The sequence below is a fragment of the Plantibacter sp. CFBP 8798 genome (genome assembly GCF_014841195.1).
Lineage (GTDB): Bacteria > Actinomycetota > Actinomycetes > Actinomycetales > Microbacteriaceae > Plantibacter > Plantibacter auratus.
The window spans coordinates 252,327-269,258 of the sequence record NZ_JACYTS010000001.1 but is presented as its reverse complement, the minus strand read 5'-3'; the positions used below and the strand labels follow the sequence as shown (position 1 = coordinate 269,258).

Here is a 16,932-nt window from a genome sequence, read left to right as displayed (position 1 = left end):
CCCGCCAGGGTCGACGCTAGAGGCGCGGGTCGATCGGCTCGGACTCCATCGCGAGGACGCCGAAGACGGCCTGGTGCACCCGCCAGGTCGGTTCACCGGCGACGAACCGTTCGACGGCCTCCACACCGAGCGCGTACTCGCGCAGCGCCATCGACCGCTTGTGGCCGATGTCCCGATCGCGCAGGCGCTCGAGGTTGTGCGGCTCCGTGTAGTCGGGACCGTAGATGATGCGCAGGTACTCACGGCCCCGCACCTTGATGCCGGGCTGCGCGAGCGACTTCTCGCCGCGGACGAGGCCGGCCACAGGCTTCACCACCATGCCCTCACCGCCCGCACCGGTCAGCTCCTCCCACCACGCGGTCGCGGCATTCTCGGAGGCCGACGAGGTGAGGTCGACCTCGATCGAGCGGGTCCGACGGATGAGCTCCGGGTCGGCGTCCGCCAGGCGATCCGCGACCGCGAGATGCCAGGCGTGGTCGCGGCCCAGATGACTCGCCCCGGTCGAGGCGAGGAGCTGGAACGGAGCGATCTGCACGCCCTCCAGACCGTTCGAGGGCGCGGTGTACGGGCGGTAGGCCGCAACGTAGGCGTCGGCGGCCTCGGCCCGTCGACGCGTCCGCTCGAGCAGGTCCGAGACGTCGACACCCGTCGCCGCCGCCTGCTCCAGCACGTGCACGGCCGCCGGGAGTGCGGCAGTCGCCGCAGCTCCGACCGAGGCGTACTGGTCGCGGATCAAGCTCTCCGCCTTCACCGACCACGGCAGCAGCTCGCTGTCGACGAGCAGCCAGGAGGCGTCGAGTTCCTCCCAGAGACCGGCTCGCTCCACGGCGGCGTCGAGCCGCGTCAGGAGCGTCTGCGTCGTCTCCTCGTCGAAGAACGGCCGACCGGTGCGGGTGTGGACGGTGCCACGCCATCCCGTGGGAGCACCGAAGGGTGCCGGATCACGCGTGAGCAGCACGACGGCACGCGAGCCCATGTGCTTCTCCTCGCAGACCACCCGGTCGAGCCCATCCCGGCGATACGCCTCGAACGCCTCAGCGGGGTGCTCCAGGAGGTCCTTCCGCTGCGAGGTGCTCGGCGGACTCATCGTCGGCGGCAGGTAGACCAGACGCCGCGGGTCGATCGCGAACCGGCTCATGACCTCGAGTGCGCCGGCCGCCGCATCGTCGCGGATGCCGACCCGGCCCGAGACACGGGTCTCGACGACCTGCTTGCCGAGGACGTCGTCGATGCGCAGCAGCCCGGGATCCCGCTGCTCGCCCGCGGGACCGGTCGGGCGGCCGAGCGGCACGACGGGTTCGTACCAGACCTGCTCGGCCGGCACGTCGACGACCTCGCGCTCCGGCCACCGCAGGGCACTCAGCTTGCCGCCGAAGACGCAGCCGGTGTCGAGGCACATCGTGTTGTTGACCCACTCGGCGTCGAGGGTCGGCACGTGGCCGTAGAGGACGGTCGCCTTGCCGCGGTAGTCCTCCGCCCACGGCAGCCGCACGGGCAGGCCGTACTCGTCGGTCTCCCCCGTGGTGTCGCCATAGAGCGCGAACGACCGCACCCGCCCGGAGGCGCGTCCGTGATACTGCTCGATCAGCCCGGCGTGCGCGACGACGAGCTTCCCGTCGTCGAGGACGAGGTGCGCGACGAGCTCGCGACAGAACCGCTCGACCTCGGCTCGGAACTCCTCCGGCTCCTCGGCCAGTTGGGTGAGCGACTCGGCGAGCCCATGGCTGGTCTGCACCCGCTTGCCCTGCAGCGCGCGGACGAGCTTCGACTCGTGGTTGCCGGGCACGGCCAAGGCATGACCCGCGCCCACCATCCCCATCGCCAGTCGCAGCACGCCAGGGGTGTCCGGCCCGCGGTCGACGAGGTCGCCGAGGAAGATCGCGCGGCGTCCCTCGGGGTGCGCGGCGTCGATCGGTCGACCCTCGACATCGCGCTCGATCACGTACCCGAGCTTCGTGAGCAGCGACTCGAGCTCGCTCCGGCACCCGTGCACGTCGCCGATCGCGTCGAAGGGACCGTGCTCCTGACGGCGGTCGTTGAGCAGCGGCTCACGCACGAACGACGCCTGCGCGATCGCCTCCACCCCGGAGAGCACGTGGACCTTCCGGAAGCCCTCCTTGCTGAGGTGCCGCATCGACCGGCGCAGTTGGTCCTGCTGCCGGGTGATGACGGCCGCGCCGAACGAACGGTCCTCGCGAGCCTCATTGCGCTCGATGCAGACGCGCTCAGGGACGTCGAGCACCACGGCGACCGGGAGGACGTCGTGGTTGCGTGCCAGGTCGATGAGCGACTTGCGCGAGGCCGGCTGAACGTTGGTCGCGTCGATGACCGTGAGGAGCCCGGCGTCCAGGCGGCGAGCTGCGACATCGCGGAGTGCGGCGAAGGCGTCGGCGCTGGCGGCCTGGTTGTTCTCGTCGTTGGAGACGAGCCCGCGGAAGAAGTCGCTCGACAGGGTCTCGAACCGGCCGAAGTGCGTGGCGGCGAAGGTCGACTTGCCGGACCCGCTCACCCCGATGAGGACCACGAGCGACAGTTCGGGGATCGGCAGTGCGGCGGGGGTCTGCTCGAGGTCGCTCATGAGATGGCCTTCCGGAAGATGGCGAGCTGCGTCGGCGAGCCGAGCTGCGGGTCGACGTCGCCGACCGTGCGGTGCTCGACGCCGTAGCCGTACCGCTCGGCCGCCGTGGTGCACCAGGTCGCGAACTCCTGACGGTCCCACTCGAAGCGGTGGTCCGGGTGTCTGAACCCGCCCGCCGGCAACGAGGGGTACAACGCGTTGTATTCGCGGTTCGGCGTCGTGACGATCACGGCTTCGGGAGCCGCAGCACCGAAGATCGAAGCCTCGAGTGCATCGAGGCGCTCGGCGTCGATGTGCTCGACGACCTCCATGAGCACGATCGCATCGAGTCCGCGCAGCCGGGTGTCCGCGTAGGTGGCCGAGGACTGCAGCAGCCGGACACGCTCCCGGACGCGATCGCTCGCGTCGCGGAGCCCGAGCCGCTGTGACGCGGCTGCGAGCGCGCGTGCGGAGACGTCGGTACCGATCACCGAGGTGACGAGAGGATCCGCCAGCAATCGCGTGAGGAGGGCGCCCTCGCCGCACCCGACGTCGGCGACCGACCGCGCCCGCACGTCGGTGAGCGCCTGCAGGACCGCCTCGGCGCGCAGGCCGGCGAGGACCGGGGCGCGCTTCGTCCGTGACGCGGTGGCCGCGTCGTCCCCGTCGGCACCGTCGGTCCGCGCTTCCGGGTCCAGCTGCGACTGCGCATCGGTGACCATCCGCGACTGGTGCGCGAGATACCGCTTGGTGATCAGGTCCCGGTCGGGGTGGTCGGCCAGCCACCCCTCGCCGGCGCGCAGGAGTTTGCCGACCTCGTCGTCGGAGACCCAGTAGTGCTTGGCGTCGTCGAGGACGGGCAGCAGGACGTAGAGCTGGCGGAGCGCGTCCGCGAGGCGGAGATCTCCGGTCAGCTCGAGGTCGACGTATCGCGAGTCGCCCCACGCGGGGACCGTCGGGTCGAGCGGGATCGCCCGTTCGACGACGGTCCAGCCGAGCGGACCGAAGAGTCGGGTCGCCAGCTGCTCCAGGCCTCGCGACGGCACCGCCGCGACCGTGATCGTCAGCGGGAGCGCTGCCGCGGCGAGCTCCGGGTGGGAGTCGCTGCGGCCGGTCATGGCGCTGCGGAACACCTGCCCGATCGCGACGGCGACCATCGACGACGACGCGTACGGTCGGTCGTTCACGTACTGCGAGAGCGAGGCGCTGTCACCGCCGCCGAAACGCTTCTGACGGACGAGCGCGATCGCGTCGACCTCGAGCAGCAGGGCGATGGTGCACCGCTCGTCGGTCGCCTCCGGGTAGAACACGTGGGCGCGCCCGACACTGAGGTCGAAGCTCTGCGCCCGCGCGGGATGCTTGCGGACGAGGTGCCCCAGGTCGGCGGCCGAGGGCGCGGTCGAGGTGATGGTGACGAGCACAGATCCATCCGTCCGGTCGGCGGCGAGGTTCCTGAAAGCCTAGCCGCGGTCGTGGTGCGTGCGTGAGTCGCCCGAATCTGCACGGAATTCAGCGATTTCCGTGCAGTTCCGGGCGACTCAGGCCGGCTGATCAGCCCCCGAACAGCTTGCCGAAGAACCCTTTTCGCGGCTTCCAGCCGGCGGCGGTCAGGGCGTCGATGACGGGTTGCTTCACCTCGTCCGTCGTGAACTGGTAGCCCATGAGGTGGCCGGTCGTGGTGCCGTTCCGTTCGGTCGACTGTGCGATCGGCGCGGCGCGCCCACCGAAAGTGAAGGTCTTCTGGGGCCCCGACTGCCACGTGCGCTTCGTCGAGAGCCCGTCGAGGCCGACGGTCGTCTTCGAGGAGGACGACTGCTCGTGGAACTCCCACTCGCCGTCCTCGGGGTGCAGCTCGACCCGCAGCTCGTACTCGGCACTGAACATCCCGGCGCCGATGAAGCCGAGCCAGCGCTGGTCGGCGTACCGCCAGTGCGCGACGATGCCGTCGGGTGTCGGGTCGTAGATGAAGGGGAGTTCTTCGCTGTTGAGCGCGAGGATCCGGGCCTGGGCGTCGCGGAGGTCGAAGGTCATGGGGCGAGTCTAGGCAGCCGGGCCGCCCAGCGACATGGGGACAGCTCCCCGTCACCCGGCTCCCCTACGCTGGCCGGGTGAGCGAATCCATCCTGACCCAGAACGTCCTGACCGTCATGAGCTACAACATCCGCACCGCCGTCGCCCAGCCCGGTCACGAGTGGGTGGACCGTGCACCGCTCGTCTCACAGGTCATCGCCCGCAACGCCCCAGACCTCCTCGGGCTGCAGGAGGTCCGCGAGCACCAGCTGCACGACCTGCTCCCGGGCCTCGCCGAGTACGACTGGTTCGGGCAGGGCCGTGACGGCGGTTCGGCCGGCGAGTACGGGCCGGTGTGCTTCCGCCGCTCGCGGTTCGAACAGCTCGACGCCGGCGAATTCTGGCTGTCGGACACCCCCGACGAACCGGGCTCGAACACCTGGCCGTCGCTGCACGCACGGTTCGTCACCTGGGTCAGGCTCCGCGAGCGTCGCACCGGCGACGAGCTCGTCTTCGCCAACACCCACCTCGACCACGAGAGCTCACCGCACGGCGACGACGTCCGCACGCGCAGCGCGAAGCTGATCGCCGACCGATTCTCCGGCGTCGACGTCCCCGTCCTCCTCACCGGCGACTTCAACACCGAACGCGGATCGGCGGCGCACGACTCCCTGGCGGACGCCGGGTTCATCGACCTCTCGCCGGTCGAGAGCGACGGTATCGGCACGTTCCAGGGCTACGGTCCCCAGCGTCCCGGGAACGCACGCATCGACTGGGTGCTCGGTCGCTCAGGCAGCGTCGCTCCGCACACCCGACTGGAACCGATCGAAGCCCTCGTCGACGAGCAGGACCCCACCTCGGAGGCGAGCGACCACTTCCCCATCCTCATCCGGGCGCAACTCACCCACTGACGGCGATCAGACGCCGAGGTGTCCTCGCCGACGCCGGACGACGATGTCGGGCACGATGGATCGAGAGCGGTCGTACGATCGCGCCCGCACCACGAGGAGGAACCATGTCCGTCGTCGCGCTGATCCGATCCGACGAGCTCTCCGACGCCGCTGAGTACGCCTACGCGTCGTCCGTTCCGGCGAGCGCCAGGCTGTTGTTCCTGGCCGGATCCTGCCCGCTGAACGTCGACGGCTCGACCGCTGCCGTCGGGGACGTCGCCGGGCAGGCGGAGAAGTGCGTCGAGAACCTCGTCATCGCCCTCGAGGCCGCCGGTGCGACGCTCGCCGACGTGGCCAGTACCCGGGTGCTCGTCGCCTCGGCGAAGCAGTCCGACCTCGTCACCGCATGGGAGGTCGTACGCGCCGCCTTCGGCGATCACGACGTGCCGTCGACGCTCCTCGGGGTCACCGTGCTCGGCTACGACGACCAGCTCGTCGAGATCGAGGCGACCGCCGCTGTAGCCTGACACCGATCGGTGCCGATGCTCGTCGTCAGTCGCTGGAGGCCGTCGGCGCGAGCCGGAGGAGGACCAGCCCGACGATCGACGGGAGGAGGGGCAGCGCCGCACCGAACACCGGGTCCACGCCGGTGAGGAGCGCGCCGCAGAGGGCGCCCGCCACGAGCAGCACGATCGCACCGATCCGGATGAGGTGGTGGTCGTGCACACCGTCGGCGAGGCCCTGCATGAGACTCGTGAGGGTGCCGGTCACGAAGGTGGTGGTCACGCCTGAGCGTTCGATGCGACGGGCGACGGCCGTCTGCCCCGCCATCGCGAGCGTGGAGAGCGCGATGAGGACACAGATCACGGGCGTCGTGCGCGTCTCGGGAGACACGATCCATCCGATGAGGACGCACGCCTGCGCGATCACCGCACCGCCGAGCACGAGGACGAGCCGGTGCTGCGGCGCCTCCGGGGTCGGTCTGTCAGCGGTGGCGACGAGCCTCGTGAAGCGGAAGGCGAGGAACGTCCCGACGGAGAACAGCAGCACGGCGACGGTCGCCCCGAGCAGCACCTCGCCGAAGTCGGGCCGGCTCGTGAGTCCGGCCAGCACGAAGTTGCCGGTCATGTTCGCGGTGAAGACGCCGCCGAGCTGCAGGAACGCGAAGGCGTCGGTCGCCCCGGCCGCGAACGACAGCACGAGCGCCATCGCCGCGATCATGCCGGCACGCGTCCGACGCCGGGTGGTCGTCAGGGTCGGGTCGGTGCCGCCGGTCTCAGTCACGTGCACATCGTCCCACGCCCGTTCGCCCACGTTCGGGCGAACGGGCGCCCGCTCGCCCGAAGATGGGCGAACGACGCGTCAGGCGAGGAGGTCCGCGAGGAAGGTCAGCTGCGCCTGCTGCTGCACCGGCCCGCCACCCTCGTGCCCGTTGTACGGATAGACGGCGATGTCCTTCTGCGTGCCCGCGTAGTGGTTGAACGCCGCGTACACCGTCGAGGGCGGACACACCGCGTCGCAGAGCGCGACGGAGAACAGCGCGGGGGCGGTCGCGCGGGCGGCGAAGTTCGTCGCGTCGAAGTACGAGAGCGTCCGGAACACCTCCTCCTCGTGGCCGCGTCGGCTGATGAGGTACGTCTTCAGCTCCGCGAAGGGGCTCGCGTCGGTGATCTGCAGGGCACGACGGAAGTGCGACAGGAACGGGACGTCGACGAGCGCCGCCACGAGTCCCTCGCAGAGTCCGGCCGCGGCGAGCGCGATGCCGCCACCCTGGCTGCCACCGGCGACGACGACCCGGGCGGGGTCGACCTCCGGGAAGCTGCGCACCACGTCGACGGCGAGTGCCGCATCCGTGAAGACCCGACGGTAGTAGTAGGTCTCGGGGCTGTCGAGCCCGGCGCTCATCTTCCCGGCGACCTGCGGACCGCTCCCGAACGGGTCGGCCGTCGCGCCCGGCAGGTTCGCGCTCCCCTGGCCGCGCGTGTCCATGACGAACACCGCGTAGCCCGCGGACGGGTGCATCGTCCATTGGTGGGCGAGCCCACGACCGCCGCTGTAGCCGATGTAGTGCACGATGCACGGGAGCGGCTCGGTCGCGCCGGCCGGTCGGATGAACCACCCCTTGATCGGGTCGCCACCGAACCCGGAGAACGTGACGTCCTCGACGACGAGACCCGTCAGCTCAGGGTTGGATCGTTCACGCACCGTCGGCTGCGCGAGGGCGTGGGCTTCGGCGAGGGTGTCCGTCCAGAACGCGTCGAAGTCCGGCGCCTCCTCGCGGTCGGGCAGGTACTGCTGGAGCTGGGCGAGGGGCAGGTCGAATTGCGCCACGGGTCACCTTCGGTTCGTGAGATCGGATACGGGTGGGGAAGAGGTCAGGAGGAGGGGATCGCGGAGATGAGGCCGAGACCGACGCTGATGCGGTCGGCCACCTCGATGAGGTCCTCGGTGAGGACGTCGAGGTTGCGCTCTCGCATCAGGCTCAGCCGACCCGAGATGGAGATCGCCGCCACGACTCTGGCGTTCGCGTCGCGGATCGGCGCCGCGATCCCGAGACGACCCAACGCGAGCTCCTGGTCCTCCATGCAGACGCCGCGTTCCCGCGCCGTCGCGAGCTCGGCGGCAAGAGCCGCGTGCTCCGTGACGGTGTTGGCCGTGTAGCGCGGGAGCGGCTCATCACCGAGCAGCGCACGGAGGCCGTCGGCGTCGAGGTCGAGGAGCAGACACTTGCCGAGCGCGGACGCGTGCAACGGCTGGCGCAGCCCGATCATCGAGTGCGACTTCGGGGCGAGGGCTCCCTCGAAGTGGCAGAGGTAGATGAGGCTCGAGCCGTCGAGCACGCCGACGTTCACGCTGAGGCCGATCCGCTGTGCGAGTTCCTGAGCGGGAGCACGCGACTCCCGGTGCACCGGGTTCTGGTTGAGCCCCTCGCTCGCGAGCGCCAGGATGGTCGCGCCGATGGCGTAGGACGGACTGTCGGGCGCCTTCGTCACATAGCCGAGCTCCTCGAGCGTGCCGAGGAGGCGTGCGGTCGTCGAGGTGCCGAGACCGGTCGCACGGGCGATGTCGGAGGCCCGCAACGGTCCGGTGGTCGATGCGCCGAGAACGGCGAGCACGGATGCTGCACGGCCGATGCCCTGCTGGATCTCACCTGCCACGGGTCCTCCACGGTGTCGGTGTCGGTTCGGATGTCCGGCCTCGGAGGCCGTGTTCAGCGTAGCGGTCGGGCTCGGCGCGGCCGGGTGGTGCGCCCGCTCGGCTGCTCGAAGACCTTCACACTCGCGACGCTCACGTAGGGCGACCCGTTCGTGGCCGTGACGACGACACGGAGGGCGTCGACCCGCACGGGTTCGACGTCGTGGATCCGATGCCGGTGCCGGTTCCCCTCGACCTCGGCCAACACCGTCCACGTCCCCTCAGGAGCACCCGCCGGTCGTGCCTCGAGGCGGTACGCGGCGACGAGCTCCGGCACCGCCTCGAAGTCCGTGCGGTGGTGGTGCAGGTTGATGAGGTCCACGTCGACGTCGTCGTTGAACACGATCCGGACGGACGCGACATCGACCGGCTCATCCCAGTGCAGGGTGAGGACCTCGGGCTCGGTGATCAGGTCGCGGTTGTCCTGGAGCCGCGCCGAGGACCACAGGTGCGGTCCGCCGTAGGGGCGCTGGTACCCGTCGACGATCCGCTCAGGCCGGTACGCCGTGGTCTCCCCGCCGACGGTCAGCGCGACGCTCCGGCCGCGGAGCTTCCGAGCGTTCCAGTCGAGGATCGCCTGGTCCTGCTCCTCGGGGATGTGGTCGTCGAACACCTCGTCGGACGCGTGCTTGGCCGTCAGGATGAGGAGCCCGTAAGGGTGGCCCTCGGTGAGGAGCAGGCTGACGTCCGGGTTGGCGCGGACGACGAGCACGGCGTTCTGCTCGATCTCGGGCGTCCATCCGAAGCGGACGGTGGCGGGCACGCCCACCCCGGCGGTGACGTCGGCCGTGCCGTCGAGGAGGTGCTCGACGGGGACGGCGTTCTGCCGCTTGCCCGCGCTCCACAGTTCGACCCGGAGGGTGGTGTCGCTCGCGGCGTCGACGAGCAGGGTTATCCGGTCGAGTGTCGGGGCGACGGGCACGAGGATCGCGACGTCGCGGTCGAGGGCGAACCGCTCGCCGGAGCCGAGGTGCTCCAGCGTGGAGATGGTGTCGAGCGCGCTCGAAGCGGAGACCGTCGCCCGCCCGGCCAGATCGTCGGGGTCGTCCGTGGTGATGCCGATGACCGGGGCGTCCTCGCGCAGGAGCGTGCGCTGCAGGAGCGGGAGCGCCTGCCCGGCGAGCTCCCGCGGCGTCAGTCCATCGCGGGCGATGAGCGCCGCAGCCGTCCCCACCGCCTGACCCTGCGTCGCGCAGGTCGCCATGACGCGGGTGGACCCGAACGCGACGTGGGAGGCGGAGATGTTGCGTCCGGCGAACAGCAGGTTGTCGACGTCGTGGGAGTACAGGCTGCGGAAGGGGATCCCGTAGGTGCCGTTGCTGAACCGCTGCTGCGCGCCGGCGGTCTCGGCGTAGACGCCCTCAACCGGGTGCAGGTCGATCGACCAGCCACCGAAGGCGACCGTGTCCTCGAAGTCGACCTGGTCGAGCAGGTCGTTCTGCGTGAGGGTGTGGTCACCCAGCAGCCGCCGGTACTCGCGCTTCCCCGGGATCGATCCGACCCACTCGAGCGTCAGGGTGTCGGCGTCGAACTCGCCGGAGTTCTTGATGTAGTCCCAGATCCCGAAGACAACGCTCCACAGCTCGTCGCGGATCTGCTCGTTCTCGGCGACGGTGTCGAGCTCGCCGCCCCACTCGATCCACCAGTAGTTGCAGCCGTTGTCGCCGGTGCGGATGATCCGGTTGGTGAGGATCGGGGTGTCGCGGATGTCTCGCGCGATGTCGGGGGCGATGAACCGCTCGGGACGGCCGGTGTCCTTCGTGTAGAAGAAGATCGAACTGCCGAGGAGCTCGTCGTCCGCGACCTCGGGCGCCCACGGCTCGCCGAGCTCGGCGCGGCCCTCGCGCCCGATGCGGGAGGTCGCGCCCGCGAGATGCCCCACCAGCCCGTCTCCGGTGCAGTCGATGAAGACGGGTGCGACGAACTCCGTCTCGATCTCGCTGCCCATCGTCCATCCGGTGACGGACGCGATCCTCGGTGTCGGCGACGCCACGCCCTCAGCGCCCTCCGCCATCGTGACGATGCGGACGTCGGTGTTGAGGTGCAGCTGCAGGTTCGGCTCGGCCCGCACGAGGTCGAGGACCGTCTGGTCCCAGTAGAACGGGTTGCCCTCCGGGTTGCGGTACTGGTTCTCGAGGAAGAGCTCCCCCATGATGCCGGTCTCCCGCGCGAACCGCTGGTGCCCGTGCGCGGTCGCTCCGACGACCCACACCCGCACCTCGCTCGACGAGTTGCCACCGAGCACCGGACGGTTCGTGACGAGCGAGACCCGGGAGCCGAGACGGGCGGCCGCGACGGCGGCCGAGACCCCCGCGAGACCACCGCCGATGACGACGACGTCGGCGGACTGGGTGCGGTGCTGCATGGGAGACACTCCTTCGTGATGCGTGATCCTGGAAGCCGTCGGACACGTGTCGACCACCGGACGGTTGCCACGCTACCATTCAGCGGTACGACTTTCCCATTCAGTGGGTAAGATTCTTCGGCAGGTGAACCTCGAAGCACCCCGACAACGATGTGAGGACCGATGGACGAGAGCAGGACCCAGGCCGCAGCCCTGGCCGAAGCCGCCGCGCACAGTGCGCAGACCCCCTACGACGACGCTGAGCGATCACGCCGGATGCGGAAGGTCATCTGGGCCGCGGGGGCCGGACACTTCGTCGAATGGTTCGACTTCGGTCTGTACGGCACGCTCGCGACGGTCATCAGCCTCAACTTCTTCCAGCAGGGCAACACGCAGGCGGCCCTCCTGTCCGCGTTCGCGGTGTTCGGCGCCGGCTTCGTGATGCGCCCCCTCGGTGGCCTCTTCTGGGGCTCGCTCGGCGACCGCATCGGGCGCAAGACGGTCCTCGCGACGGTGATCCTCGTGACCTCCGGGGCGACGGTCGTCATGGGTCTCCTGCCGACGTTCGACCTCATCGGCCTCTGGGCGCCGATCCTGCTCGTCATCGTGCGGCTCGTGCAGGGCTTCGCCGCCGGCGGCGAGAGCTCCGGCGCCACGACGCTCCTCGCCGAGTACGCCCCGTCCAACCGACGCGGCTTCGTGACGAGCTTCATCGACGTGTTCGGCTTCGCGGCCTTCGTGGTCGGGGCAGGTCTCGTCCTCCTCTTCACCTCCACACTCGGCACGGATGCCCTCAACGAGTGGGGTTGGCGCGCCCTCTTCTTCCTCGCCCTGCCACTCGGCCTCGCCGGCCTCTACCTGCGGAACAAGCTCGAGGACACCCCGGAGTTCCAGGCGATCCAAGCGAAGGGGGCCGTCTCGAAGTCACCGCTGCGCACGTCGTTGCGGACCTCGTGGAAGGCGCTGCTCTTCTGCGTCGGCTTCGTCGTGATCAAGGCGGTCGGCCACTGGATCCTGCAGACCTTCATGCCGTCGTACCTGCAGACCGACCTCGGCTACTCGCAGCCGCTCAGCTACGGGGTCACGGTGCTCGGGCTGCTCGCGATCGCGATCCTCGTACCCTTCATGGGTCTGCTGAGCGACCGCATCGGACGGAAGCCCGTGATGATCGCCGGTTGCGTCGGGTTCCTGGTGTTGACGTATCCGACGCTCATGCTCATGAGTGCCGGCAACTTCGCCGCCGCTGCAGTCGCGATGGTCATCCTCGGGGTGTTCATGGCCGCCTACGACGGTGCGTCGAGTGCCGCGATGGCGGAGCTGTTCCCGACCAGTATCCGTTACGGCTCGATGGCGATCGCGTACAACCTGTCGGTCGCCGTGTTCGGTGGGATCACACCCTACTTCGCGACGTTCCTGATCGCCTCGACGGGCAACCGGTTCGCGCCCGCGTTCTACGTGATGGCGGCGGCGCTCATCACGTTGATCGTCGTGCTGCGGGCTCGCGAGACGGCCAAGCTGCCGCTCCCGCGCTGAGCGGACCCGAACGAACGCCGGCGTCGACCCGAGGGGTCGACGCCGGCGTCGTCGTTCAGGGACGACTCAGCGGGTGAAGTCGCGCAGGTCGAGGTCAGGGTCTTCGAGCACGTCCGTGGTCTCGATGGAGTCGCGCGGCTCGTAGGCCGTCGTTGACGGGCGGATGTCGTCGAGGTAGCCCTGCAGGCGGTCTCGTCCCTCACTGAAGTCGGGGACCTCGTCGGTCCAGCTGTGGGGCACCGAGAGGACGTCGTTGCCGAGGCCGATGACGAGCTGCGCGGACGCCGGCCCGTCCTCATCGCCGTCGGACTCGACCACGATCGGGATGGTGACGGCCTCGGCACGGCCGCGCTTGGCCAGTTCTGCCGTCAGTTCGACCAGGAGCTGCGCGACCTCGTCGGTCGTCACGACGTTCTCGCCGGCGTAGGTAATGCATCGCATGGATCAACCCTGCCGGACGGATGCTGCGAACCAGGGCCCCTTGACAGGCACCCGGGCGAGATGACTAGGCGTGCTAGCGATCGCGCTCAGCGCGTCGTGTTCCGGCGGCGCCGCGACCGCCACGCGCGCCAGGCACCGGTGGACCACAGGGCCCAGAGGACGAGGACGGGCTGGAAGACCAGGCGGACGGCACGGGCGATGTCGCTGTCCAACCCGAAGGCGTCGGTTCCGCGGACGAACTGCTCGAGGTTGCCGGGGAAGACGGCGACGAAGAAGGCGGCGACGATCCAGCCGACGGCGACGCGGTACCGGGCGAGCAGGATCAGCGAGAGGCCGAGCAGGATCTCGACGACTCCCGACGCAACGACGACCACGTCGACCGGCAGGGGCAACCACTGCGGCACCTGGGCGACGAACGACTGCCGCGCGAAGGTGAGGTGGCCGACGCCGGCGAAGGTGAGGACGGCTCCGAGGAGCCAGCGGGCGAATGTGCGGACGAACTCCATGTCAGCTCACGGCCGTCACGGCGTACTTGAAGCCGCGGTGCGAGCCGACGAAGCCGAGGCGTTCGTAGAAGCGGTGGGCGTCGACCCGGGCCTCGTCGGAGGTCAACTGCACGATCGACGAACCGGTCGCCGGAGCGGCGACGTCCGTCACCCAGCGCATCATGGCTGTTCCAACACCGCCGGATCGCAGGCTCGAGGACACACGCACCGCTTCGACCAGCAGCCGTGTCGAGCCGCGACGGGCCATCCCGGGGATGCGGGTCAGCTGCATCGTCGCGATGACGGCGTCCGCCGCGTCGACGACCAGCAGGATCTCGTTCGCCGTCTCGTCGATGAGGTCCGCGAGCGCACGCTCGTAGGCAGGGAGGTCGCTCTCCTGGGCCTGGTCACCACGGGACGCGCTGATCGGGTCGTCTGCGAGGAGCGCCATCAGCGCATCGAGGTCGGCGAGGGTGGCCCGGCGCAGCAGTAGCTCCTGTCCTGGCGTGGTGAGGGTGGCGGGGAGCGTGAGCGCAGCGATCATCCGTCCACCCTCTCACCTCTCGATCGTCGATCCGTCCACCGCCCGCGCGACCGACCGGAGTGCGTGCGCCCTCGTCGCCGCGTACGACTCCTCCAGCACGGCTTCGAGCCCCGGGTACTCGGTGTGCCCGGCGGGGAGGACACTCAGCTCGAGGTCCTCGAGCGCGTTGGCGACGGCGAACTGCCCGGGTGGTGGCACGTGTCCGTCCCAGAGCGCGGCCTCCACCCGCACCGGCACGTGGACGAACCCCGCGGCCGTCGACGCGTCGAAGAACCGCAGGACCTCGCGCGCCTCGGGGTGCTCGGCGACGTGGTGTCGCACCCGCTCCCCGCTCCCCTCGCACGGCAGGCGCAGGCGCACGTCGTACTGACCGAAGCTCGGCACCACGAGCGTCGCTCCGACGAAGCGGTCGTCCCACGGCAGGGCGAGCGCGCCGATCCCACCGCCGAAGCTCTCACCGACGAAGTAGAGCGGGAGCGGTCCGACGACGTCGAGCAGCGCCGACGCCGCGTGCCAGAGGTCGACGGCACAGCGGCCGAGCGCGTACCGCTCGACGCTGTCGATGCCGAACAGGACGTGTCCGTCCTCCGGCGTCGGTGCCCCGAGTCCGGTGTTGAAGACGCCCTGACCGCGGGCGATCGGGAAGATGACGGCGGCGTCATCGGGGACGCGGGACCAGTCCGGTGCGTCGCGTCCGCCGTAGCCGTGCCCGTGCACCATCCCAAAGCGCGCCTGCCCGTCCGCCGGCGTCGCAAGCCATCCACGGAGGCGGAGGCCGTCGGCGACCGTGTGCTCGACGACGAAGACCTCGTGCGCACCCTGTCGGCCGATCGGGGTCAAGACGGGATCCGGAGACACCTCACGTGCCACCGCGTACCACCCGCGCCACAGCTCCTCGAATCCAGCCGGCGGCACGACCGGTTCGACCGCCAGGAGCCCCTCGAGGTCGTAGCCGTAGGTGCCGTCCCGCACCTCGTCGCCGAACCAGTCCCGATGTCGTCCCTCACGCATGCGTTGTCCGCCTCCGTCTCGTCGTCGTGGATCGCCGGTGCCGAGGTTCGCCGTGCGCGCGTGCCAGACTGGCAACCGGGTCGAAGGAGGACGCTGTGCTCGGTGCGGAACGCAGATCGCAGATCATGTCGGAGGTGCGCCGCAACGGTGCGGCGAGCGTCGTCGACCTCGCGACCGCACTCGGCGTCAGCGAGATGACCGTGCGACGCGACATCGAGCAACTCGCGACGGAGGGCCTCGTCGACCGCGTCCGTGGTGGCGCCACCACGCCCAGACTGCCCGACCGTGCCGAGCTGGGCTTTCCCAACCAGGCACGCCGACTGCTCGCCGAGAAGCGCGCCATCGCCCGACGCGCGGCCATCCTCGTCGAGCCCGGCATGTCGGTCGGCCTGTCCGGCGGGACCACCACCTGGGCCCTCGCGCAGGAGCTGCGAGCCATCCCGGAGCTCACCATCGTCACGAACTCCCTCCCGGTGGCCGACGTGTTCGCGCGGCCCGACCGCGCCGACGAGCCGTACACCCAGACGGTCGTGCTGACCGGCGGCGTCCGTACCCCCTCGGACGCCCTGGTCGGCCCGGTCGCCGTGCGCGCGATCGAGTCCCTGCACTGCGACGTCGTCTTCCTCGGCGTCCGCGGGATCGACCTGCAGGCGGGGCTGACGACCTCGAACCTCCTCGAGGCCGAGACCAACCGGGCGTTCGTCGGCGCCGGGCGTCGCTCCGTGGTCCTCGCCGACCACTCGAAGTGGGGCGCCGTCGGACTGACGACGATCGTCGACCTCCGCGAGGTGGACCACCTCGTGATGGACGACGACGTGGCCGAGGACGTCGAGACCACGCTCCGCGCGCAGTTCGGCGAGGTCTGGCTCGCGCCGGTCGCTTCCGCTTCCGCTTCCGCCGACGACGACCGCATGGACGCCTGACCACGACACCGCCAGCACCCCGCCACGGCGGCGCGCCGGCCTGTCCTCCCGCTCATGGACCTCAGCGCGCCGTGCTGTCCCGCACGACGATCCGTGCGTCGACGACCACGTGCCGGACCGGCGTGTCGGCACCGGGCGGGGCGGCGATCTGGCGTTCGAGCTCGGTGAAGGCCGCGCGCACGATCGCGTCGTAGTCGGGAGCGACCGTCGTGAGCGACGGGGTCGAGAACTGGGCGGCGTGGACGTCGTCGATGCCGATCACCGCGACCTCCTCGGGCACCCGTCGGCCGGCTTCGTGGAGGGCCGCGAGCACACCGAAGGCGATCGAGTCGTTGGAGCAGACGACGCCGTGGAGCTCGACGCCCTCAGCGGTCATCCGACGCATCACGCGACGTCCCTCCTCGGGGGTGAACGCGTCGACGTGCCCGATCAGCGACGGCTCCTGCGCGAGCCCGAGCCGCGCGACCACGTCCCGATACCCGGCGTACCGCTGATCCGCCGCGTCGGACGGCCGTTCGTCCCTGGGTCCGACGAACGCTATGCGGGAGCAGCCGGCCTCGGCGAGGTGCGTCGTCGCGGCGTCGGCGGCCGCCCGGTTGTCGATGGAGATGTGCGTGAACGGGCTCACTTGGATGTGCTCGCCGAGGAGCACCAGGGGCCCCGGGGAGGTCCGCCGCGTGAGGTCGCCGACCGTCAACGAGCGGGGGATGTGGATGAGTCCATCCGTGAGCGGCAGGCCGACCCCGTTGGCGATGTCGACCTCGCGGTCGTGGTCGCCCTCCGTGTGCTGGATGAGGATCGACAGTCCACGCTCGTCGGCGCCGCGGACGAGGAGCGTCGTGAGCTCCGCGAAGTACGGTTCGTCGAGGTTCGGGACGGCGAGCGCCACCATGCCTGTGCGCGAACGGCGCGGTACCGGTGCCGACCGCTGAGAGCCGAAGGCGGCGTCCGACATGGTGCTGCTCCTCACTGCTGACCGGGTGGATCCCGGCCGCTCGG

At 70.3% G+C, this 16,932-nt stretch carries 16 protein-coding genes; 4 read left to right on the top strand and 12 right to left on the bottom strand.

The genetic code is table 11. From position 1 onward, the window contains the following. Positions 1 to 16: 16 nt before the first annotated feature. The 3 genes from IFU30_RS01275 to IFU30_RS01265 all read right to left on the bottom strand — a co-directional run bounded on the left by IFU30_RS01275 (position 17) and on the right by IFU30_RS01265 (position 4,588). Positions 17 to 2,578, bottom strand: coding sequence for a polynucleotide kinase-phosphatase (locus IFU30_RS01275; protein WP_192004041.1), 2,562 nt, complete (start codon positions 2,576 to 2,578; stop codon positions 17 to 19). Further along, the gene (locus IFU30_RS01270; protein ID WP_192004040.1) at positions 2,575 to 3,978 is read right to left on the bottom strand and encodes a 3' terminal RNA ribose 2'-O-methyltransferase Hen1; all 1,404 of its coding nucleotides are present in this window, start codon (positions 3,976 to 3,978) and stop codon (positions 2,575 to 2,577) included. Before IFU30_RS01270 ends, IFU30_RS01275 begins: the two co-directional genes overlap by 4 nt. Before the next feature lie 130 nt (positions 3,979 to 4,108). After that, on the bottom strand, positions 4,109 to 4,588 hold the full coding sequence (locus tag IFU30_RS01265) for a hypothetical protein (RefSeq protein ID WP_192004039.1): 480 nt from the start codon (positions 4,586 to 4,588) through the stop codon (positions 4,109 to 4,111). A gap of 77 nt (positions 4,589 to 4,665) precedes the next feature. Here IFU30_RS01265 and IFU30_RS01260 point away from each other — a divergent pair, with 77 nt between their 5' ends. Continuing rightward, positions 4,666 to 5,478: an endonuclease/exonuclease/phosphatase family protein gene (locus IFU30_RS01260; RefSeq protein WP_192004038.1), complete on the top strand. Its 813-nt coding sequence runs from the start codon at positions 4,666 to 4,668 to the stop codon at positions 5,476 to 5,478. 104 nt (positions 5,479 to 5,582) lie between these two features. Further along, positions 5,583 to 5,984 (top strand): RidA family protein, encoded by a 402-nt coding sequence (locus tag IFU30_RS01255; protein ID WP_192004037.1) that lies wholly within the window; start codon positions 5,583 to 5,585, stop codon positions 5,982 to 5,984. Between the two features lie 25 nt (positions 5,985 to 6,009). On the opposite strand, the gene IFU30_RS01250 is transcribed toward IFU30_RS01255, so the two are convergent. From IFU30_RS01250 to IFU30_RS01235, 4 genes are all read right to left on the bottom strand, one after another. After that, positions 6,010 to 6,741, bottom strand: coding sequence for a DUF1275 family protein (locus IFU30_RS01250; protein WP_192004036.1), 732 nt, complete (start codon positions 6,739 to 6,741; stop codon positions 6,010 to 6,012). Between the two features lie 78 nt (positions 6,742 to 6,819). Continuing rightward, complete coding sequence (locus IFU30_RS01245; RefSeq protein ID WP_192004035.1) at positions 6,820 to 7,788, bottom strand: acetylxylan esterase; 969 nt, start codon at positions 7,786 to 7,788, stop codon at positions 6,820 to 6,822. A gap of 44 nt (positions 7,789 to 7,832) precedes the next feature. Next, positions 7,833 to 8,615: an IclR family transcriptional regulator gene (locus IFU30_RS01240; RefSeq protein WP_124767876.1), complete on the bottom strand. Its 783-nt coding sequence runs from the start codon at positions 8,613 to 8,615 to the stop codon at positions 7,833 to 7,835. Between the two features lie 53 nt (positions 8,616 to 8,668). Then, positions 8,669 to 11,017: an FAD-dependent oxidoreductase gene (locus IFU30_RS01235; RefSeq protein ID WP_192004034.1), complete on the bottom strand. Its 2,349-nt coding sequence runs from the start codon at positions 11,015 to 11,017 to the stop codon at positions 8,669 to 8,671. 162 nt (positions 11,018 to 11,179) lie between these two features. Here IFU30_RS01235 and IFU30_RS01230 point away from each other — a divergent pair, with 162 nt between their 5' ends. After that, a complete protein-coding gene (locus IFU30_RS01230) occupies positions 11,180 to 12,529 on the top strand; it encodes an MFS transporter (RefSeq protein WP_159876580.1) in 1,350 nt (449 codons plus the stop codon). Positions 12,530 to 12,595: 66 nt separating this feature from the next. Here the strand turns inward: IFU30_RS01230 and IFU30_RS20180 are convergent, their stop codons facing one another. The 4 genes from IFU30_RS20180 to IFU30_RS01210 form a co-directional block, all read right to left on the bottom strand. Further along, positions 12,596 to 12,970 (bottom strand): hypothetical protein, encoded by a 375-nt coding sequence (locus tag IFU30_RS20180; protein ID WP_241160979.1) that lies wholly within the window; start codon positions 12,968 to 12,970, stop codon positions 12,596 to 12,598. Between the two features lie 86 nt (positions 12,971 to 13,056). Beyond that, a complete protein-coding gene (locus IFU30_RS01220) occupies positions 13,057 to 13,476 on the bottom strand; it encodes a DoxX family protein (RefSeq protein WP_192004033.1) in 420 nt (139 codons plus the stop codon). Position 13,477: 1 nt separating this feature from the next. After that, positions 13,478 to 13,999, bottom strand: a complete 522-nt coding sequence (locus tag IFU30_RS01215) for a GNAT family N-acetyltransferase (protein WP_192004032.1) — start codon at positions 13,997 to 13,999, stop codon at positions 13,478 to 13,480. Between the two features lie 12 nt (positions 14,000 to 14,011). Then, complete coding sequence (locus IFU30_RS01210) at positions 14,012 to 15,010, bottom strand: acetylxylan esterase (protein ID WP_192004031.1); 999 nt, start codon at positions 15,008 to 15,010, stop codon at positions 14,012 to 14,014. Positions 15,011 to 15,105: 95 nt separating this feature from the next. Between IFU30_RS01210 and IFU30_RS01205 the strand changes: the two genes are divergently transcribed. Then, a complete protein-coding gene (locus tag IFU30_RS01205) occupies positions 15,106 to 15,933 on the top strand; it encodes a DeoR/GlpR family DNA-binding transcription regulator (RefSeq protein ID WP_079704363.1) in 828 nt (275 codons plus the stop codon). A 61-nt stretch (positions 15,934 to 15,994) separates the two neighbouring features. Here the strand turns inward: IFU30_RS01205 and IFU30_RS01200 are convergent, their stop codons facing one another. Continuing rightward, a complete protein-coding gene (locus IFU30_RS01200) occupies positions 15,995 to 16,888 on the bottom strand; it encodes a LacI family DNA-binding transcriptional regulator (RefSeq protein ID WP_192004030.1) in 894 nt (297 codons plus the stop codon). Between the last annotated feature and the right edge of the window lie 44 nt (positions 16,889 to 16,932).